The organism is Streptomyces sp. NPDC127190 (genome assembly GCF_042672505.1).
GTDB lineage: Bacteria > Actinomycetota > Actinomycetes > Streptomycetales > Streptomycetaceae > Streptomyces.
The window spans coordinates 23571-43266 of sequence record NZ_JBHXVE010000029.1 but is presented as its reverse complement, the minus strand read 5'-3'; the positions used below and the strand labels follow the sequence as shown (position 1 = coordinate 43266).

Annotated in this window: 19 protein-coding genes and 1 riboswitch; of the genes, 14 read left to right on the top strand and 5 right to left on the bottom strand. The window is 71.5% G+C overall.

Going from position 1 to position 19696, the window contains the following annotated elements; translation table 11 throughout:
• The first annotated feature begins 56 nt into the window (after positions 1–56).
• A complete protein-coding gene (locus ACFVIU_RS32460) occupies positions 57–1121 on the top strand; it encodes a sodium:calcium antiporter (protein WP_385846924.1) in 1065 nt (354 codons plus the stop codon).
• Between the two features lie 216 nt (positions 1122–1337).
• Here ACFVIU_RS32460 and ACFVIU_RS32455 read toward each other — a convergent pair whose 3' ends face one another.
• On the bottom strand, positions 1338–2735 hold the full coding sequence (locus tag ACFVIU_RS32455) for an alkyl sulfatase dimerization domain-containing protein (RefSeq protein WP_385846922.1): 1398 nt from the start codon (positions 2733–2735) through the stop codon (positions 1338–1340).
• A gap of 158 nt (positions 2736–2893) precedes the next feature.
• Between ACFVIU_RS32455 and ACFVIU_RS32450 the strand changes: the two genes are divergently transcribed.
• Positions 2894–4084 (top strand): PucR family transcriptional regulator, encoded by a 1191-nt coding sequence (locus ACFVIU_RS32450; protein WP_385846985.1) that lies wholly within the window; start codon positions 2894–2896, stop codon positions 4082–4084.
• A 59-nt stretch (positions 4085–4143) separates the two neighbouring features.
• Here ACFVIU_RS32450 and ACFVIU_RS32445 read toward each other — a convergent pair whose 3' ends face one another.
• The 4 genes from ACFVIU_RS32445 to ACFVIU_RS32430 all read right to left on the bottom strand — a co-directional run bounded on the left by ACFVIU_RS32445 (position 4144) and on the right by ACFVIU_RS32430 (position 8129).
• Positions 4144–5280 (bottom strand): aromatic acid exporter family protein, encoded by a 1137-nt coding sequence (locus tag ACFVIU_RS32445; protein ID WP_385846921.1) that lies wholly within the window; start codon positions 5278–5280, stop codon positions 4144–4146.
• Between the two features lie 237 nt (positions 5281–5517).
• Positions 5518–6078 (bottom strand): HdeD family acid-resistance protein, encoded by a 561-nt coding sequence (locus ACFVIU_RS32440; RefSeq protein ID WP_385846919.1) that lies wholly within the window; start codon positions 6076–6078, stop codon positions 5518–5520.
• Between the two features lie 191 nt (positions 6079–6269).
• Positions 6270–7094 carry a DUF1684 domain-containing protein gene (locus tag ACFVIU_RS32435; RefSeq protein WP_385846917.1) on the bottom strand — a complete coding sequence of 275 codons (825 nt, stop codon included), beginning with the start codon at positions 7092–7094 and terminating at the stop codon, positions 6270–6272.
• A gap of 111 nt (positions 7095–7205) precedes the next feature.
• Entirely contained in the window at positions 7206–8129 is a 924-nt protein-coding gene (locus ACFVIU_RS32430; protein WP_385846916.1) for an LLM class F420-dependent oxidoreductase, read from the bottom strand.
• Between the two features lie 949 nt (positions 8130–9078).
• Between ACFVIU_RS32430 and ACFVIU_RS32425 the strand changes: the two genes are divergently transcribed.
• From ACFVIU_RS32425 to ACFVIU_RS32370, 12 genes are all read left to right on the top strand, one after another.
• Complete coding sequence (locus ACFVIU_RS32425) at positions 9079–9975, top strand: TauD/TfdA dioxygenase family protein (RefSeq protein WP_385846914.1); 897 nt, start codon at positions 9079–9081, stop codon at positions 9973–9975.
• Positions 9972–10865 (top strand): ABC transporter permease, encoded by an 894-nt coding sequence (locus tag ACFVIU_RS32420; RefSeq protein ID WP_385846913.1) that lies wholly within the window; start codon positions 9972–9974, stop codon positions 10863–10865. The genes ACFVIU_RS32425 and ACFVIU_RS32420 overlap by 4 nt, the downstream gene beginning before the upstream one ends.
• Positions 10862–11593, top strand: coding sequence for an ABC transporter ATP-binding protein (locus tag ACFVIU_RS32415; RefSeq protein ID WP_385846912.1), 732 nt, complete (start codon positions 10862–10864; stop codon positions 11591–11593). Before ACFVIU_RS32420 ends, ACFVIU_RS32415 begins: the two co-directional genes overlap by 4 nt.
• A 42-nt stretch (positions 11594–11635) precedes the next feature.
• Entirely contained in the window at positions 11636–12694 is a 1059-nt protein-coding gene (locus ACFVIU_RS32410; protein WP_385846911.1) for an aliphatic sulfonate ABC transporter substrate-binding protein, read from the top strand.
• A 176-nt stretch (positions 12695–12870) separates the two neighbouring features.
• Positions 12871–12981: a putative leader peptide gene (locus ACFVIU_RS32405; protein WP_385846909.1), complete on the top strand. Its 111-nt coding sequence runs from the start codon at positions 12871–12873 to the stop codon at positions 12979–12981.
• 224 nt (positions 12982–13205) lie between these two features.
• On the top strand, positions 13206–14069 hold the full coding sequence (locus ACFVIU_RS32400; protein ID WP_385846907.1) for a glutathione S-transferase C-terminal domain-containing protein: 864 nt from the start codon (positions 13206–13208) through the stop codon (positions 14067–14069).
• 65 nt (positions 14070–14134) lie between these two features.
• A riboswitch (SAM riboswitch) is annotated at positions 14135–14243 on the top strand.
• 324 nt (positions 14244–14567) lie between these two features.
• The gene (locus ACFVIU_RS32395; RefSeq protein ID WP_385846906.1) at positions 14568–15548 is read left to right on the top strand and encodes an amino acid ABC transporter permease; all 981 of its coding nucleotides are present in this window, start codon (positions 14568–14570) and stop codon (positions 15546–15548) included.
• Positions 15545–16342, top strand: coding sequence for an amino acid ABC transporter ATP-binding protein (locus ACFVIU_RS32390; protein WP_385846905.1), 798 nt, complete (start codon positions 15545–15547; stop codon positions 16340–16342). The genes ACFVIU_RS32395 and ACFVIU_RS32390 overlap by 4 nt, the downstream gene beginning before the upstream one ends.
• Before the next feature lie 69 nt (positions 16343–16411).
• Positions 16412–17437 carry an ABC transporter substrate-binding protein gene (locus ACFVIU_RS32385; RefSeq protein WP_385846903.1) on the top strand — a complete coding sequence of 342 codons (1026 nt, stop codon included), beginning with the start codon at positions 16412–16414 and terminating at the stop codon, positions 17435–17437.
• 91 nt (positions 17438–17528) lie between these two features.
• Positions 17529–18254 carry a GNAT family N-acetyltransferase gene (locus ACFVIU_RS32380; protein WP_385846902.1) on the top strand — a complete coding sequence of 242 codons (726 nt, stop codon included), beginning with the start codon at positions 17529–17531 and terminating at the stop codon, positions 18252–18254.
• Positions 18255–18313: 59 nt separating this feature from the next.
• On the top strand, positions 18314–18400 hold the full coding sequence (locus ACFVIU_RS32375) for a putative leader peptide (RefSeq protein ID WP_385846984.1): 87 nt from the start codon (positions 18314–18316) through the stop codon (positions 18398–18400).
• Positions 18401–18477: 77 nt separating this feature from the next.
• Positions 18478–19686, top strand: coding sequence for an LLM class flavin-dependent oxidoreductase (locus ACFVIU_RS32370; RefSeq protein ID WP_385846900.1), 1209 nt, complete (start codon positions 18478–18480; stop codon positions 19684–19686).
• Positions 19687–19696 lie beyond the last annotated feature (10 nt).

Below are 19696 nucleotides of genomic sequence, written 5' to 3'. Positions count from 1 at the left end.
CGTGGCCACGAGGCCGAAGATCGATACTTCCCCTCGCCTCGGGTACCCGGCGACTCATGGGATCTCCGAGCTCATCTGTACTGCTGGTGCTGTTCTTGGCCAGCGCGGCCGTGATCTGGTACGCCGGGATCAAGCTGTCGGACAACACCGACGTGCTCTCCGAACGCCTCCACCTCGGCAGTGCATTGGGCGGCTTGATCCTTCTGGCGATCGCCACGAACCTGCCCGAGCTCGCCATCACGGCCAGCGCGGCCGTGGCCGGTCAGCTCGGTGTGGCGGTGGGCAACATCCTGGGCGGAATCGCCGTCCAGACGGTGGTGCTGGTCGTCCTGGACGCGGCCGGGGGACGGCCGCGTGCCCCGCTGACCCGTATGGCCGCCAGCCTGGTCCTGGTTCTGGAGGGCGCGCTGGTCATCGCCGTGCTCGGCGTGGTGGTCATGGGCACGCAGTTGCCCGGTGGCCTGGCCTTCGCCCGGCTCAGCCCGGCAGACCTGGCCATCGCCGTGTTCTGGGTCGTCGGTCTGCTGCTGCTGGACCGGGCCGGCAAGGGGCTGCCGTGGCGCGAGGGCGGGGACGCGCCCGGCGCCCAGCCGGAGTCGCGGGGTCACTCCAAGGGCAAGAAGGAGAAGGCCGCCACCGGCAAGGGGGTGAGCACCGGGCGAGCGGTGCTGGTCTTCACCGCCGCCGCGGTGGCGACGCTGGTCGCCGGTGTGGTGATCGAGCGAAGCGGTGAGGAGTTCTTCGCCCGGCAGGGCCTGGGCGGCGTGCTCTTCGGTGCCACGGTGCTGGCCACCGCCACCTCGCTGCCGGAGATCAGCACCGGGCTGACCTCGACGAAGCTGGGCGACTACCAGCTCGCCATCAGCGACATCTTCGGCGGCAACGCCTTCCTTCCGGTGCTGTTCCTGCTCGCCACCGTGATCTCCGGCAAGCCGGTGCTTCCCGCGGCGCATCACACCGACATCTATCTCACCGCGCTCGGGATCATCCTGACCACCGTCTACATCGCCGGGCTGATCTTCCGGCCACGGCGGCAGTATCTGCGGATGGGTGTCGACAGCATCGCCGTCCTGGTCCTGTACGCCGTCGGCATCGCCGGTCTGACCACCATCGGTGGCTGACCAGACCGTGGCCGGTCGGGAACACCACCGCGCCTTGATCGCCATGGTGCAGGGCGTCGTGGAGCCGGCCGTTCCGACAGGGGTCCCGGCCGCGTCCAGCAGGACCGGGTGACGACGAGGTTGCCGAGACCGGCAGCTGCCCACGGCATCGGCAGCTTGGCTTCGGGCAGTAGTGGTCAAGTCGTCTGCCCAGGCTGCCTTTTGCCGTCGCGCCCGTCAGCAGCACGTGTCCGTGGGGCCGCTACCGGCCGGAGAGGCGACCACACCCACGCTGATCGCCCCCGCGGCCCGGGCCCGGCCTTCGGCCGAGCGCGTCAGTTCGGTGGCCACGTCCGTCCCCTCGACGACCGCCGCCGACTCCGCCGCCGCCCAGTGGAACACCCCCCGGGCCATCGTCGATGTCTCCCGCTCGGCCCGGGTCGCGTACACCTGTGCCCGGATCCCGGCCACCGCGGTGTTTTCGGGTGCCGCGAGGGCGGCCGTCTCCGCCAGGTGCGACGCGAGCCGCAGCTTTCCCTCCGCCAGGAGGCGCACCGCGCGCTCCGCCAGGACGAGCGCTCCGCCGGCCGCGTCCGCGAGCTCCGCGGCGACCGCAGCCTCCGGCGCCGGCTTGAGGTTCGCCGGATTCTGGTCGTACCAGCCGCCCCACAGCCGCCACAGGTTCCGCACGACGAACTCAGGCTCGTCGTAGGCAGGGTGCAGGTACGGCTTCGCGAGCAACTCCTCGGGCACCTTCACCCCGTGGATGACGGCGTCCAGGCGCAGCCCCGCGTTCATCAGCTCGCGGGTCTGCGCGCACAACGACTCCAGCAGGCGCGCGGTGTCGTCCAGGGCCTGCGTGACCCGGTCCGCGCCCACGATGGGGATGCCGTGCCCCGGCAGCAGCACCTCGGCGCCCAGCGCGCCCATGGCCCGCAGGGCTCGAGCCCACTCCTCCGGGTAGCGCTGCACCTTCTGCGGATTGCCGGCGTTGGGCGAGTTCCATATGAAGAGGTCACCCGTGCAGAGCGTGCGGAGTTCCGGCACCCACACATAGGTGTGGTCGTCCGTCTCCCCGCGAGCGTGGAACAGCTCGAACGTCATGTCACCGTGACGCACCGTCAGCCGGTCGCGGTAGGTCGTGTCGGGATACCGGTACGAAGTCGGCCACTCCAGACCGGGGACGCCGAACTGGCGCCGGTTGATCCAGGAGTTGTAGCCGGCGGTCGCCGCATAGCGGTCGAAGCGGTCGACGACGCCCTCGTGGGCGATCACCTCCGGACGTATCCGCTCGGCATCGAAGGGGGCGACCCCGAAGACGTGATCGACGTGGCCGTGTGTGTAGACCACGGCGCGCACCGGGTCGGGGCTGAAGGCCCGTACCGCGGTGTGCAGCTGCGTCGCGGTCCGGACGTCGCCGGAGTCGACCAGGACGAGCCCCGCTCCGGTGTCGAACACGGCCACGTTCGCGAAGGCGGGGAAGAAGCCGGTGCGTTCGCCGATCGGGATCAGCTGGTCCGAGGTGAACGTGCCGGTCAGGTGGGGCAGCAGGGTCTCCTCGCCCCGCCACACGCGGTCGGCGTAGGACAGGTAGTCCATCGGCTCGGGACCGCCGGTCGCCCTGTGCTCGGTCATACCAGCTGCTCCTTCGGTGAGGTGTGGCGCCATGCCAGGACGACAAGTCTCGGCTGCCCACGTCGGCCGCGGCACCCCTTCGCGTCACAGCCCCGAGCGGTGAGTACTGTGACCCGTCACAACCTCGCGACGTCCCGGGAGGAGCGACCGTGCACGAGATGTCCGAGGCGGCCCGTGCCCTCGCCCTGCGCTGCGAGCCCAGGGTCAACGAGCTCGCCCGCCGGATGACCCGTGACTCCTTCGAAACGCTCCCCGGGTACGCGGAGCTGCCCGCCGAGATGAAGGACCTGGAGATCGCGGCGACCATACGGCACGGCGTCCGGCTCTTCCTGCGCCGCGTCCTGGAGCCGGACACGGCGGCGACCCGCGACCACGGGCTGTTCCTCGAGCGCGCCGCCCAGCGCGCCGAGGAGGGCATGCCGCTCCACCTGCTTCTGCGCACCCACGCGCTCGGCGTGTACGTGCTGTGGCAGGCGCTGCGGGAAGCGGCGGGCCCCGGGGACGAGGCCGCCCTCGTGGAACTCACCGACGTGCTGCTCGGCTCCCACCACGTCCTCGTGGGCGCCGTCGCCGAGACATATCTCGACGAGCGCTCCGCGATCGACGCCGAGCGGCACGCTCACCGCCGCTCGCTGGTGCGCGGCCTCCTCGACGGGACGCTGCCTCCCAGCCACGTCCTGATCGAACAGCTCGGCCTCGACGGCCCGTGCCTCGTCCTCGCGGTCGGTGGGATCACCGCGCCCACGGCAGGGCCGGGCGAAGGCGCGGTCGCCGTCCGCCGCCGGCTGCGCCGACTCCAGACTGCGCTTGACCAGGCCTTCGGGGGCGAGGTGCCCGCCCTCCTCGACGCCGGGGCGGACAGCGGCCGTGCGATCGTGCCGGGGGCGGTGGAGCTGCCGGAGGACCTGGTCCGGCGGCTGGCCAGGGCAGCGGGCGGCCCGTTGCGACTCGCCGTCGCACCGGCCCCGACCCCCGCCGACGTGCCTGGGGCGGCCCGCACCGCCGGGGAGATCCTGCGTGTGGCGCGGGCCTGCGGTCTGCCTCCGGGACTGCACCGGCTGGACGACGTGCTCCTGGAGTACCACTTGTCCCGGCCCGGCGAGAGCGGCCGCCGGATCGCCGCGCTCCTCGACCCGGTCGCGGACCGCCCCGAACTGCTGGAGACCCTCCGCGTCCACCTGGCCCACGGCCAGGACCGCCGGGCCACGGCCGTCGTCCTCGGGCTGCACCCCAACACGGTCGACAACCGCCTCGCCAGGACCACGGAGCGCACCGGCATCGACCTCACCACCCCGAAGGGGACGGCCACCGCCATTGCCGCGCTGCTGCTGCGGGAGACCGGTCTCTGAGGTCTCGGGGGCAGAGACACAGGCGTGGCGACGCCGGTTCGGTGCCACGCCGGCCGGGGTCACGACGGCGAGGTGACGAGCTGGTCGGCGAGGCGGTGGGCCTGGGACAGCAGGGCGCCGTAGGTGGCGACTTCGTCGGGGTCGTTCGGTCCGGAGTGGGTCACGTGGCGGCGCAGCGCGTCGAGCGTCGTGTGCAGCTCGGCGACGGCCTCACGCAGCTCGCGGTCGCTTCGATGGCCGAAGCGGCAGTGGCTGTAGAGGTGGAGGGCGTGAGCGGTCCGGCGCAGGAAGTCGGCGTAGTGGCGGGCGAGGGTGGGGCGGGGCCGGGCGGCGGGGCGGTCTTCGGCGGTGGCCTCCAGCACGGTACGGGTGACACCGGTGGTGTGGACCGCGGCGTATTCCAGGACGAGCACCACGTCGCCGTAGTCCTCGCCGGGAGCGGACTTGACGCCGATGCGGCGGCGGCGGAGGTTGATGCGCTGGCTCTCCCGGCTGTGGCCAAGGGTGGTACGGGCCTGTTCGACCAGGCGTTGCAGCCGCAGGGCGCGCTCGTGCCAGGTGCCGGCCTCGTCGGCGTTCCACCGTTGCTCGGCCAGGCCTTCGGCCACCGCCTGAAGGATGTCGTGTGCCTCGCGGGTGGCGTCCTGCAAGGCGGCCCGGGCGTCCCCCAGGTAGAGCGGGGGACGGATCAGCGCGTTGACGGTGATGCCGACGACGGCACCGAAGGCGGACTCGGTGATGCGGGCGGTGGCGGTCGCGATGCTGACGGAACCGCTGGTGAGCACGAACAGAGCGCCGGTGGCCGCGTAGATGCCCTGGCTGCCAAGGCGCTGCCACTGGCCCAGCAGCACCACCGTGGGCAGTACCAGGGCCATCGTCAGCATCGTGTTGTGCAGCAGCAGCGCGGCCGCGGTGGCCACGATGGTGCCCGTGGCGATCGAGGCCAGCTGCTGTAGTCCATGCGCGACGGACCGGAAGACGGTCGACTCCACCAGCGCGATCGCCACCCAGGGTGCGACGAAGGCCATGGGGGCCTTGAGCCACCAGCCTGCCAGCGCCCAGGCGATCCACGCGGCCAGCGCCGCCTTTCCCGCCTGCACGGCCAGGTCCCGCTCGCGGCACGGCCCCGCGCACGCCCGCCTCACCGCCTGCCCCGGGCGCCGTACGCCATGCACCACTGCTCGTATCACCTGCATGCCAGTGCAGGTGCCACCGGTCGGGGGTACCTATGCCGATGCGGGGCGGATCAGGAAGGCCGCCGGGGCGGCGGGCGGCCTCGTCACAGCGAGCCGTTGCGACGGAACGTTCGCTGCCGCCGCCCGCCGCCGAGTGCCATGACGGCGAGCGCGCAGGGGTAGCCGTGGCGCCAGTCCAGTCGGTGGTCGGGCCCTCCTGTTTCTTCGCGGGCCCGACCGCAGTGGGCGCGGGGCTCGCTAGGCGTGCCGGGCGTGGCGGGCCGTATGCGCTGGGGCGGTGGTGGCGTGCAGCCGCCAGGCCGTACCCAGTACCAGCGCGCCGGAGATCAGCGCGTAGAGCCCGATGATCTGTGCAACGGTGATCGCGCCCACGTCCGGCCGGGCCCAGATCAGCACCCCGGCGATCACGGAGGCGGCACCGGCCAGGAACAGCAACCACTCATGGTGCAGCTCCCGGCGGAAGTGCACCGCTGCCCAGATCTCGGCGATGCCGGTGATCACGGCCCAGGCGCCGACGAGGGCGACCAGGGCCAGCGCGGTCAGTCCGGGCCAGGCGATAGTGATCACGCCGGCCGCGATGCTCAGGACACCGCCGACCGCATGCGCCAGGCGGTGGAGTTTGTCCCCTTCCTTGCGCAAGGCGCTCACCAGCAGCGTCACGCCGTCGACGAGCGCGTAGGCGCCGAACAGCAGCGCCAGCGCCAGCACCGTCACCCCCGGCCACACCAGTGCGGCGATCCCGAACAACAAGGCCGCCGTACCCCGCAGTACCAGCATCCACATCAGCTGCTGACGCACTCGCTCATCCCTTCGCTCGGTCGAACCGTTCCGTCACGCGTACCCCGACTTCTGGCCCCTACCGGCGAGGGTTGAGGCCGGGGAGGTGCGGGTACCCAGCGCGGCGCGCATCGTTCGTGCCGATCGACGGGGCGTGACCGAAGGCATGGACACCCGCAGGCGCCGTGACGCGACCGGTGGCCGGGCCGGGCTCAGGAACCGCCGCGCTCCCGGGGGATCTTCTGCCCGGCCTCGATCGCCACCGGCAGCCGGTTCTCGGCCGGGGGGAGCGGGCAGGTGGCCAGGTCGGTGTAGGCGCACGGCAGGTTCGAGGCCCGGTTGAAGTCCAGGACGACCGTGCCGTCGGCGGCGGGCGGTTCCACGGTCAGGGCCCGGTTGGCCGCGTACGTGGTGACGCCGGAGGTCGCGTCGGTGAACAGCACCAGGAGCCGGCCCTCACCGGAGCCCGGGAACGCCGTCAGCGACAACTGCCGTCCGTCCAGCTCGAACTCGATCCTGCCCGGTGCGTCGTAGACGTGCTCCAGCCCTTCGACCGCAGCGCCGACGGTGGTCGGCCGCGGTGTGTCGAAGGGGACGTAGCGGCCGGTGACCGCCCAGCGAGGGTCGGGGGCGTAGGCGGGGGTTCCGGTGAAGCCTGTGCGCAGCGGTGCGTCCGGGTGTCGGGGGCGCACGATGTCCTGTCCGCCGCGCCGGGCGACCTCGATCACGGCGTCTCCCCAGACGGCGTTGACGCCGCCGCGCTCGGGGATCACACCGAAGCGGTGCTCGCCGTGCACCGGGGTTCCGTCGACGACCAGTTCCTCGCCGTCGTCCAGGGATACGACGACCCCCTCGGGGCCGGTGTGCCAGGCGCCGGGCGCGTCCGGGAACCGCTGCGGCCGGTCGTCGAGCCAGTGCAGGCCGGTGACCGCCAGGAAGCCGTGCGGGTCGGCGAGGCGGGCCTCCTGGGCGCGATACCACTCCAGCCATGTCTCGGTGAAGACATGGAGGTCCGTGGGGGTGGCCTCGGTGGTCATGGGTGGTCTCCTTCGTGGCGGGCTGTGCTTCGGTGCAGTGCAGGGGCGTCAGTCGTGTCGGGGTGCGTTCTTCGAGGCGGCTGTCGGGTGCGCGGGGACAGACAGGCCTGCTCAGCGGGCCAGTTGGCCGAGAAACCGCCAGGTGCGTCGGCGGTCCGCCTCTCCGGCGATCTCGGTGAACGAGAACACGACCTCCGTGGCGCCGGCGTCGCGGTAGCGCCGTACCTCGGCCTCGACGGTCTTCTCGTCACCGATCACCGCCAGGTCGGCGGCCCGCCGCCCGCCCGACAGCTCGATGGCGCGTGCGTAGGACGGGAACTGCTCGTAGAACGCGAGCTTCTCGGTGGTCCTGGCCCGCACCGCGTCCACGTCGTCCGTGACGACACCGGGCACCAGCGCCACGACCCGGGGCGCCGGGCGGCCCGCGGCCTCGGCGGCCGCGTGCAGGGCGGGCGCGATGTGGTCCGCCAGGGCGCGCGGTCCCGCCAGGTAGGGCAGGATCCCGTCCGCCAGCTCGCCGCTGACCCGCAGCGCCTGCGGCCCCATCGCGGCGACCAGCAGGGGCACACCGCTCTCCGCGCCCGGGACCCGTGCGGGGGTCGGGGTGGTGGCCGTCAGCAGCTCGCCGTGGAAGTTTGCCGTGCCGGTCTCGGTCAACTGCCGCAGGACGGTGAGGAATTCACGAAGCCGGGCGATGGGCCGTTCGTAGGGCAGGCCGAAGCTGGTCTCCGTCAGCAGCTTCGTGCCCAGGGCCAGCCCGAGGTGGTAGCGGCCGTGGGTTGCGGCCTGGGCGGTCTGGGCCTGGCTGGAGACCAGCAGCGGGTGCCGGCCGAAGACGGGGATCGCCGAGGTGCCGACCTGTAGCCCGGGCACTTCGCGTCCGACGAGGGCCGCGAGCTGGGGTGAGTCCGCGCCGAGGGTCTGCCCGAACCAGGCCGACGTGAGCCCGAACTCCGCCGCTTCCCGGGCCAGTTGAACGGTGGCGTCGATCTGGTTGGGCGCGTCGGCCGCGTTGAGCGCTACTCCAACAGTCATGTCAGTCCAGAACGGGCGCCGGACGCAGCCGCATTCCGGTCCGCGTGTGACAGTTTCTTGTCGACCATGTGTCGTGCTCCTGTGCCGAGGGGCGCGCGCAGGCCGAGGTGGTCGTGCCGGTGGGTGCCGGTGTACTCGGTGCGGTAGACCCGCGTTCCTGTGGCTCCGGGACGACCCGGGGCACACACGAGGACTCGCGGCGACAGGGCCACGAGAGGACGGCCGGCGGGTCGGCCGCCGGTGTCAGATGTGTGCGGAAGGACAGACCGCGGAGGAGGTACGGCAGAAGTCGACATGCCGCCGGGTGATGAGCCGCGCACCGGTGCACGCACCGCGCGGTACCGCGCCCTGTACGTGCATCAAAGCCTCCGGATGTCAGGGATCTCCCTTTCAACGTACGTCGCCTGCCCCGGCGAGTGTCAAGGTCGGACACAGCGGAGTCACCTCTCCGGCCGGGATGTGTGCGGCACCGCGTGTCCGCAATGCAAGACCCGTCCGGGCAGGCATTGACCGACCAGGTGGGCTTCTGCTGAACTCCCCTGCCATGAACCCGCGCGTGGACCTCACCCGGCGGCGCCACATCGATCTGGCGCACGTCTCCAGCGCGTTTTGTTGTCGCTGACCCGGCGAGTGGTCGCCGGCAGCGGCGCGGGCGCGTAGTCGGCGCGCCGCGGCCCGAGGCGGGTGAATCCGCCTCTCCCGCGTTGCCTTCCCACGGGACCGGCCCAGCCGTCCGCTGGTAGCTCTTCGCGCCGTACGAGCGGGGAGGCCGTCCGCGTACGCCGGCCCGGTCGCCGGGACAGCGGCCTTAGCGGTCCCGCGACCACCCACACCTTCCTGACCGGCCCGGACGACTCCGCGTGCCGGTCGATCAGCCCTGCGCACCGTCAGCGCTCACCAAGACGTCCGGCACACCGTGGTGTGCCCGTCCGACCGAGAGGGACCTCTCATGTCTGTGTCCATCCGCAAGCTCACCGGCCGTATCGGCGCAGTCGTGGAGGGCGTCGACCTCACGGCGTCGCCGGACTTCGCGACGATCACCACGCTCCGAGACGCCCTCAACGAGCACAAGGCGATCGTGTTCGACGACGTGCGCCTCGACAACGCCGGCCAGGAACGCGTGGCCGGCTGGTTCGGCGAGCTGACGACCGCTCATCCCAACGTGCCCGCCGCGGACGGCACGACCAACGTGCTCGCCGTCGACAGCGCGACCTCCAAGGCCAACGAATGGCACACGGACGTCACCTTCGTCGTCAACCCGCCGCAGCTCACCACACTGCGGTCCGTGGTGGTCCCGCCGTACGGCGGCGAGACGCTCATCGCCAACGCCGCCGCGGCCTACCGCGATCTGCCCGAGGCGCTGCGCACCCTGGCGGACTCGCTGCGCGTCGTGCACACCAACCAGTACGACTACGCGCGCCCCCCGTCCGCGACCGCCGAACAACAGGAGTACGACCGCGTCTTCGTCTCGACGCCGTACGAGGCGGAGCACCCGGTCGTACGGGTGCATCCCCTGACGGGCGAACGCGGCCTGTTCATCGGCGGGTTCGCCAAGCGGATCGTCGGCCTGTCGAGCGGCGAGTCGGCCGATCTGCTGCGCGTCCTTCAGTCGTACGTGACGCGGCCGGAGAACATCCTGCGCTGGAGGTGGTCCCCGAACCAGCTGCTGATCTTCGACAACCGCATCACCCAGCACTACGGGGTCGACAACTACGACGACCATCCGCGCCGCCTCAACCGGGTGACGGTCGCCGGTGAGGTGCCGACCGGTGTCGACGGCCGCCGCAGCGAGCAGCTCGTCGGCGACTCCTCGCACTACAGCGGTGTGCTGGCGGTGGCGGCATGACCGAGCTGGGCCTGAAGGCGCCGGCCGCCACCGAGCGCCCGGCCGCCGGGGCGACGAGCGCGCGGTCACGGGAGGTGTTCCTGCCGCGCGGCGCCCGCCGCCGGACGCCGTTCAGCAGACTGCGCGAGCGCCTGCGCTGGCCTCTGGGCATCTACACGACCCCGGTCGCGGTCCTCGTCGCCTGGGAGGTACTCGCCCGGGCCGGGGTGGTGTCGAAGACGTACGCTCCTGCGCCGACCTCGGTCGTGCGGTCGGCCGTCGACCTGTGGCAGCAGGGCGTTCTCGGACCCGACCTGGTCATCTCGCTCCAGCGGGCCGGTATCGGTCTCGCCATCGGCCTGACGGCGGGCATCGTCACCGGCGTGCTCGGCGGCCTGCTGCGCAGCGGCGAGTACCTGTTCAACGGGCTCGTGCAGGTGCTCAACACGATCCCCCTCCTCGCCGTGCTGCCGCTGATGATCGTGTGGTTCGGCATCGACGAACTCACCAAGGTGCTGCTGATCTCCTTCGGCGCCGGCGTGCCGATGTACCTCAACCTGTTCGCCGCCATCCGGGGCGTCGACCAGCGGCTCATCGAGATGGCACGCACGACGGGAGCGGGCACCTGGCGCCTGGTGACGCGGGTGCTGGTGCCCGGCGCCCTGCCGGGGTTCCTGGTCGGCCTGCGGTTCTCCCTCGCGTACAGCGTCCTGGGCCTCGTCGCGGCGGAGACGGTCAACGCCGACCAGGGACTCGGCTTCCTCATCACCCAGGGACAGACGTATTTGCAGACCAACCAGGTCTTCGTGGGGCTGGTGATCTACTCGCTCCTCGGACTGCTCGCCGACCAGTTCGTACGGGCTCTGGAGCGGGTGCTGCTGCGGTGGCGCCCCGGTTATGAGGCGTCATGAGCAGCACGACCGCAACGGAGTTCCGCCGGCGGACCGGAGTCGTCGTCGAGCAGGTGGTCCGCCGCTTCGGCGACCGGACGGTGCTCGACGGCCTCGATCTCACCATCGCCGACGGGGAGTTGGTGATCCTGCTCGGCCCCTCGGGCTGCGGCAAGAGCACCCTGCTGCGTCTGCTCGCCGGACTCGACCGGCCCGACGGCGGGCGGGTGGAGGTCCCGGCCCGGCGCGCGATCGTCTTCCAGGCCGACCGGCTGCTGCCGTGGCAGCGGGTGCTGCGCAACGTCACGCTCGGCCTGCACGGGCCCGACGCCGAACAGCGGGCCCGCGACGTGCTCGCCGAGGTCGGACTCGCGGGCCGCGAGAAGGCGTGGCCGAAGGAACTCTCCGGCGGCGAGGCCGGGCGGGTCTCCCTCGCCCGGGCATTGGTCTCGGAGCCCGAACTCGTCCTGCTCGACGAACCGTTCGCGGCGCTCGACGCCATCACCAGGCTGCGCATGCACGACCTCGTCCGCGCGCTGCGCACCAGGCACCAGGCCGCCATGCTGCTCGTCACCCACGACGTCGACGAGGCCATCGCCCTGGCGGACCGCATCGTCGTCATGAGCAACGGCCGCATCGGCACCTCGCACGAGGTCCGGCTCCCCGCCGCCGACCGCGAAGCGAGCGTCGCCCGCGAGGAGCTCCGCGCCCGGCTCCTGGAAGACCTCGGCCTCGCCGGCCGCCACTGACCTCAGCGAACACCCTCACCCGGCACAGAAAGAACGACGACCATGCGCAGAAGAACCACCGGACTCATCGCCATCCTCGGCTCGCTCACCCTGGCGGGCACCCTCGTCGCGTGCGGATCGCCGTCGTCGGACACGCCCGCGCCGCTGAGCAACGCCGCCGACGCACGCGATGCCAAGCACCCCGAGTGGAGCAAGTACACCTTCACCATCGGCGACAACGGCGGTGACGGCAGCCAGGAACTGGCCAAGGTCACCGGCGTGTTCGACAACGCCCCCTACAAGGTGAAGTTCGCCCGCTTCACCTACGGCCCGCCGCTCATCCAGGCCGCCGCCTCCGGCGACATCGACCTCGGCAGCGTCGGCGACGTACCGCCGATCACCGGTGCCGCGAAGGAGTACGGCTTCAAGATCGTCGCCGTGAACCGCTCGCTCACGCCCGACCAGGCGGTGGAGAACATCATCGTGCCCAAGGGCTCCGAGCTGAGGACGGCCGCGGACCTCAAGGGCAAGAAGATCGCCGTCCCGCAAGGCAGTTCGGCCCACGGTCTGGCCCTCAACGCCCTGAAGAGCGTCGGTCTCACCCCCAAGGACGTGAAGCTGGTCTTCCTCGACCCGGCGGCCGGCGCGACCGCGTTCAACACCGGCAAGGTGGACGCCTGGTCGATCTGGAACCCGCAGTCCGCGATCGCGGTCAAGAACGGTGCCCGGATCCTGGTGAAGGGGCTCCCGCCGATCGACCAGACGAGCAGCTACTACGTCGCCAGTGACTCCTCGCTGAAGGACGAGGCCAAGCGTGCGGCCCTCACGGACGTCCTGAAGAGGCTGTCGCGGGAGTTCGCCTGGGGCGTCAAGAACCCGGAGAAGTACGCGCAGGCGCTGGCGAAGGAGCAGGGCATCCCGCTCGCCGACGCCAAGGCCTCCCTGGCCGCCTACTCGAACCGGGTCACCCCGGTGGAGCAGCCGGACATCGCACTGGAGCAGCATCTCGCCGACGCCTTCCTGGACGCGGGCCAGATCACCAAGAAGGTCGACGTCGAGTTGATCACCGACAACCTTCTCCCCGCCGGTTACGACAGCTCCAAGCTCAAGGTCACCTCATGAGCGCACCGGCGAGTGCCCACGCCTGACCCCCTCCCGGAGCGACCGCACCCGACCGGGCGGCCACGGCGGGCGTGCCGCCGTCCATCGGGATGTCCGCCATGCGGGACGGACCCCTTGACGTCCGTGGCCGGTGCATCGACACTCGGTAAGGAATCCTAGCGAACAGGTAGGGAAACATGAGGCGCCTTGCTCCGGTCACCGTCCGAGTGAGCCGTTCGCCTCTGCTGACTTCCCGACGTCACATCGACCTGCTCCGCGTGTGCAGCGCGCTCGGCCGCATGGGCTGACCTGCGCAGCTACCACGCCGACGCCCCCCCACGGCACATCGTGCCGTTCGGCGTGCCCAGGTGAGCCCCGCTCAGGTTTCCGTCGTCGCATCCCCGTAGCCCCAGCGGGCCCGGCACCGAGTGCCGGGCCCGCCCTCCGGGCGAAGGAGGGGGATCCGGCCACGGGGCCCGGCCCGATGTCGCATCCGCCGCGCGGACGTCCGCGCCCGCTTTCGGGGAGAGTCATGACCGTCACCACGCCGGCCGCCCACGTTTCCGTCCGCCCCGCGCCCGCCTTCCTCGGCCGCATCGGCAGGGACGCACGCAGCGGCCACTACCCGGTGCCAGGCCGCTACCGGCTCCATCTGTCGACCGCGTGTCCCGACGGCCTGCGCATCGCCGTCACCCACACCCTGCTCGGCCTGGACGACATCTGTCCGGTCACCTTCCTGCCCGCCGTCCCCGACTGTCCCGAGGGCGGCTACTCGGCCCTGCGTCCGCTGTACGAGGCGAGCGCGCACCGCTACTCCGGTCCGGCCGCGGCGCCGGTGCTCAGTGACGGCTGGTCCGGGCGGATCGTCAGCACCCACGACCGGGACATCATGCGCGACCTCGCCCACCGCTTCGACACCTGCGCCCCCTCGCTCTACCCGTGCGGCGCGGAGTCGGAGATCGAGGCCGTGGAGCAGATGTGCAGGGAGGGAATCGAGGGGGCGGCGCAGCGGGCCGGAGCCGTGGGAGCGGACGCGGCGGAACGTGACATGGCACTGGCCACACTGCTGGAGACACTCGGCGCCCTGGACCGCTGGCTGGTCGGCCGCCCCTACCTGATCCGCGACGAAGTCACCGCGGCCGACGTCGAGTTGTGGGTCGCCCTGGTCCGGCTCGACACCGTGCACCGGCACCATCTCGACGCCGCCGCGGTCCAGCGCATCGCCGGCCACCCGGCGCTGTGGTCCTACGCCCGCCGTGTGACCGCCCACCCGGCCTTCGGTGCCCATCTCGACCTCGACGGGATCGACCGCCGCCACCACGCCCGGTGCCGCGGGCTGGAGGCCGCCGGATCGGCCGTCCAGATCCTCGACTGGGCGGCACACTCGGCCCGTTAGCCGTTCCACCTGGTGGAAGGGCGTTGACATACGTTCGGGCCATTGTCTTAACTACGGCCCAGAACGGTCACGAGTGTCAGCGACAAGCCCTGGCTGGCTGACCGGCAACCCTCGCACCGCGGTGGGGTGCCCCAGGTGACGACCCGGCCGATGACACATCGGTAAGCGCGAGGCCCACAGGGCCGGAACAGTGACGGTGACGCCATGTACGCAGCTCCCAGAACGGCCGCACGCCGTTCCCCGGGCTGCGTACGGACGTACACGAGTCTGCTCGTCGCCGACCGCGCCGTCGATCTGCTCCGCGTCAACAGCGCACTGTGTACCGCACCGGGCCGTGCCCGCTGTCGGGGCTGACACCTCCCCCCAGCCCCCGCACTCCCTGACCGACACCGCCCGCGCGGTGTGCCGTCGCCCTTCCCACTCCCGGTCTCCCGCCGACCCGTGCGTCCCCGCACACCGGCGTGGTGCCGGGGTGTTCCCACCCAGCCGGAGCCCACCATGAGCGAACCCCCTGGCGCCACCGTCACGTTGCCCGAGGCGCCTACCGCCACCGAACCGCCCAAGGCCCTCACCGCCCAGCGCGTGCTGCCGTTGCGCCGGCCGGGACGCTGGATCGCCACCGCGGTCGTCCTGGTCCTGGTCGCCCAGTTCGCACACGGGCTGGTGACCAACCCCTTCTACCAGTGGGACCGCTGGAGCTACTGGTTCCTGCGGCCGACCATCCTCGACGGCCTGCTCATCACCCTCGAAGTCACCGCCTACAGCGCCGTGCTGGGCCTCGTCGGCGGTGTCCTGCTCGCCCTGGCCCGGCTGTCGAAGAGCCCGGTGCTGCGCGCGGTCAGCTGGACCTACGTCTGGGCGTTCCGCTCCATCCCGCTCATCGTGGTCCTGATCTTCCTCTACAACTTCAGCGCCCTGTACAAGACGTTGAGCGTCGGCATCCCCTTCGGGCCGGCCTTCTTCTCCTTCGACGAGTCGAAGCTCGCCACCGACATGGTCGTCGCCGTCGTCGGCCTCAGCCTCAACGAGGCCGCCTACGCGGCCGAGGTGGTGCGCGGCGGCATCCTCTCCGTCGACCAGGGCCAGCACGAGGCGGCCGCCGCCCTCGGCCTGCCCAAGGGCTACCAGTTCCGCAGAGTCGTCCTTCCGCAGGCGCTGCGCTCCATCATCCCCAACTACGTCAACCAGCTCATCGGCCTGATCAAGGGCACCTCGCTGGTCTTCTACGTCTCCCTGCTGGACCTGTTCGGCTCCGCGCAGACCATGGGCTCCACCTACCCCGGCGACATCGTGCCGCTGCTGCTGGTCGTCACCGCCTGGTACCTGATCCTGACCAGCGTCGTCTCCGTCATCCAGTTCTACGTCGAGCGGTACTACGCCCGCGGCGCCACCCGCAGCCTGCCGCCCACGCCCCTCCAGAAGCTCCGCACCGGTCTCACCGAGCTGCGGGCCCGCATCCGCCGGGAGGCCGCCGTATGACCGCCAAGACCGCCGACACCCTGGCGGACGTCGAAGCCGCCACCGTCGAGGTCCACGACGTGCACAAGTGGTACGGGACCCACCGCGTCCTGGACGGCGTCGACCTGACGGTCCGTCCGGGGGAGGTCACCGTGATCCTCGGCCCCTCCGGCTCCGGCAAGTCCACCCTGCTGCGGGTCATCAACCACCTGGAGAAGCCCGAGATCGGCCACGTCAGCATCAACGGCGAGCTGATCGGCGTGAAGCGGCAGGGCGACCGGCTCAAGGAGCTGAGCGAGCGGGCCATCCTCACCCAGCGCGGACGGATCGGGTTCGTCTTCCAGAACTTCAACCTCTTCCCGCACCTGACCGTCCTGGACAACGTGGCCGCGGCCCCCGTCGCCACCGGCCGGCTCGGCAGGGCCGAAGCCCAGGAACTGGCCCGCGACCTCCTCGGCCGGGTCGGCCTCGCCGACAAGACCGGCGCCTACCCGCGCCAGCTCTCCGGCGGCCAGCAGCAGCGCGTCGCCATCGCCCGCGCCCTGGCGCTGCGCCCCGGCGTCATCCTCTTCGACGAGCCCACCTCCGCCCTGGACCCCGAACTGGTCGGCGAAGTCCTCGCCGTCATCCGGGACCTGGCCTCCAGCGGCACCACCCTCGTCATCGTCACCCACGAGATCGGCTTCGCCCGCGAGATCGCCGACCGGGTCGTCTTCATCGACGGCGGCAAGATCGTCGAGCAGGGGCCGCCCTCCGAGGTCCTCGACACACCACGGCACGAGCGGACCAGGGACTTCCTCAGCAAGGTCCTGTGACCCGCCGCCCCCACGACCTCCCCCCACGCCACCACCCTCATCACCGCCCCTGAGCGACAAGGAACGGCCATGCGCACCCATGTCACCCGACGCAGCCTGATACGCGGCATCACCGCGGCGACCGCCGTCGCCTCCCTGGCCACCGGGCTCGCCGCCTGCGGTGGCAACAGCGACGCGGCCACCACCGACACCGCCGCCCGGTCCGGCGAGGTCGTCATCGGCCAGGCCTCCAACGGCGCCGCCCAGCAGACCACCATCAAGGTCTCCGAGGTCAAGTCCATCAGCGCCGAACTGCCCGCCGCCCTCAGGAAGAGCGGCAAGCTGGAGATCGGCATCGGCGCCCTGCCCGCCGGCTTCCCGCCGCTCGCCTACGTGGGCAGCGACCAGAAGACCCTCACCGGCGCGGAGCCCGACTTCGGCCGCCTGGTCGCCGCGGTCCTCGGCCTCAAGCCCGAGGTGAAGAACTCCACGTGGGAGAACCTCTTCGTCGGCATCGACAGCGGCAAGGTCGACGTGGCCTTCTCCAACGTCACCGACACCGAAGAACGCAAGAAGAAGTACGAGTTCGCCTCCTACCGGCAGGACAACCTCGCCTTCACCGTGCCGAAGAAGAGCACCTGGAACTTCGGCGGCACCTACGAGAACCTCGCCGGCAAGACCGTCTCCGTGAGCGCGGGGACCAACCAGGAGAAGATCCTCCTGGAGTGGAAGGCGAAGCTCGCCAAGGAGGGCAAGAAGCTCACCGTCAAGTACTTCCAGGACAGCAACAGCGTCTACCTGGCCCTGTCCAGCGGCAAGATCGACGCGTACTTCGGCCCCAACCCCGGCATCGCCTACCACAACAGGCAGACCGCGAACACGCCCAACGCCACCCGCACCGCGGGCACCTACTCGGGCGCCGGAGCGAGCCTCCAGGGCCTGATCGCGGCCACCGCCAAGAAGGACAGCGGCCTGGCCAAGCCGCTCGCCGACGCCATCAACCACCTGATCAAGAACGGTCAGTACGCCGAGTGGCTCAAGGCCTACAACCTCTCCAACGAGGCCGTCGCCACGTCCCAGGTCAACCCGCCCGGACTCCCGCTCGACAACTCCTGACCACCGCGCACCGGGGACCCCACCACCCACCTCGCGGTGGGGTCCCCGGCACGCCGGACACCCCGAGCCGTACCCCGGAGACCGCCACGCCATGTCCGTCACCACCGTCGACGCCACGTCCTCGCACGTCCTGGACAACCCCGCCTGGGGCGCCCTCACCGGACCCCACGCCCACTTCGCCGAACGCATCGGCCACGCCGCCCGCTACCACCAGGACGTGTCCCCCTTCCACGCCCTCTCCGACGAGGACGACCCGCGCGCCTGGGCCGACCTGGCCCGCCTCGTCGGCCCCGGCGGCACCGCCGCGGTACGAGGTGTCACCGAGGCGCCGGACGGCTGGGAGGTCGTCAGCCTCGGACAGGGCGTCCAGCTCGTGGACACCTCCCTGCGCGCCGAGCCCGACCCCGAGGCCGTACGCCTCGGCCCCGACGACGTACCCCAGATCCTCGACCTGGTCGCCCGCACCGAACCCGGCCCCTACCGGCGCCGTACCGTCGAGATGGGCACCTACCTCGGCATCCGCCACCGCGGCCGGCTGATCGCCCTGGCCGGCGAGCGGCTGCGCCCGCCCGGCTGGACGGAGATCAGCGCCGTGTGCACCGACCCCGACCACCGGGGCCGGGGGCTGGCCACCCGTCTGGTCCGTGCCGTCGCCGCAGGCATCAAGGAGCGCGGGGAACAGCCCTTCCTGCACGCCGCGGCCACCAACGCGAACGCGATCCGGCTGTACGAGTCGATCGGCTTCACCCTGCGCAGCCGCACGGTCTTCTCGCTCGTCCGGCACATCGGGGCCGCCGCGCCGGAAGAAACGGCATAGCCGTGGCGTTGTCCTTGTCGAGGGTGAGTGCGCGGCCCACGTCGACGGAGGTGCGGGACATGACACGTGTACTGCGTGCCGTCTTCCTGCACTCCCGGCCCCACATCGACCTCCAGCGCGTGGCCGGCTCCCTCTGTAGCTCCTGACCCCGTTTCCCCAGCCGCCGTGCGCCCAGACCTCCGCGGGCCGGCGATCTCGTACGGACCTCCAGGAAGGCACTCTCGTGTCCTCAACTCCCGTTTCTCCTCTGCGCCTTGCCGTCGCCCTCGACGGAACCGGCTGGCACCCCGCCTCCTGGCGCGAGCAAGTCGCCCGCCCCCGCGACCTGTTCACCGCCGGACACTGGGCGGACCTCGTCGCCGAGGCCGAGCGCGGACTGCTCGACTTCGTCACCTTCGAGGACGGCCTCGGCCTGCAGTCCTCCCACTACCGCGAACTCGACGGCCGCACCGACCAGGTCCGCGGCCGGCTGGACGCCGTACTGACCGCCGCCCGGATCGCACCCCTGACCCGGCACATCGGCCTGGTGCCGACCGTGATCGCCACCCACACCGAGCCGTTCCACATCTCCAAGGCGATCGCCACCCTCGACTACGTGAGCACCGGCCGCGCGGGCCTGCGCGTCCAGGTCTCCGCCCGGCCGCACGAGTTCGACCACTTCGGCCGCCGTACCTTCCCGCCGATCGAGCTGAGCGAACTGGACAGCCCGGCCGGGCAGGAACGCCTCACCGAACTCTTCGACGAGGCCGCGGACTACGTCGAGGTCGTGCGCCGGCTCTGGGACAGCTGGGAGGACGACGCGGAGATCCGGGACGCCGCCACCGGACGCTTCATCGACCGCGACAAGCTGCACTACATCGACTTCCAGGGCAAGCACTTCAGCGTCAAGGGGCCCTCCATCACCCCGCGGCCGCCCCAGGGCCAGCCCCTGGTCACCGCCCTCGCCCACCGGACCCTTCCCTACCGGCTGGTGGCCCGCCAGGCCGACGTCGGCTATGTCACCCCGCAGGACACCGCGCACGCCCGGGCGATCGTCGCCGAGATCCGGGCCGAGCAGGAGGCCGCCGGGCGGGCCGGTGAACCCCTGCACATCTTCGGTGACCTGGTCGTCTTCCTGGACGACCAGGTCACCGCCGCGGAGGACCGCCGAGCACGGCTCGACGCCCTCGCCGGTGAGCCGTACACCAGCGACGCCCGCGTCTTCGCCGGCACCCCCGAACAACTCGCCGACGTGTTGCAGGAGTTGGCGGAGGAAGGCCTGAGCGGGTTCCGGCTGCGGCCCGCCGTCGCCGGACACGACCTGCCGGCCATCACCCGCGGCCTGGTCCCCGAACTCCAGCGCCGGGGTGTCTTCCGCACCGCCTACGAAGCCGACACCCTGCGCGGTCTGCTGGGCCTCGACCGCCCCGCCAACCGCTACGCCGCCGCCTGAGCCGGAAGGA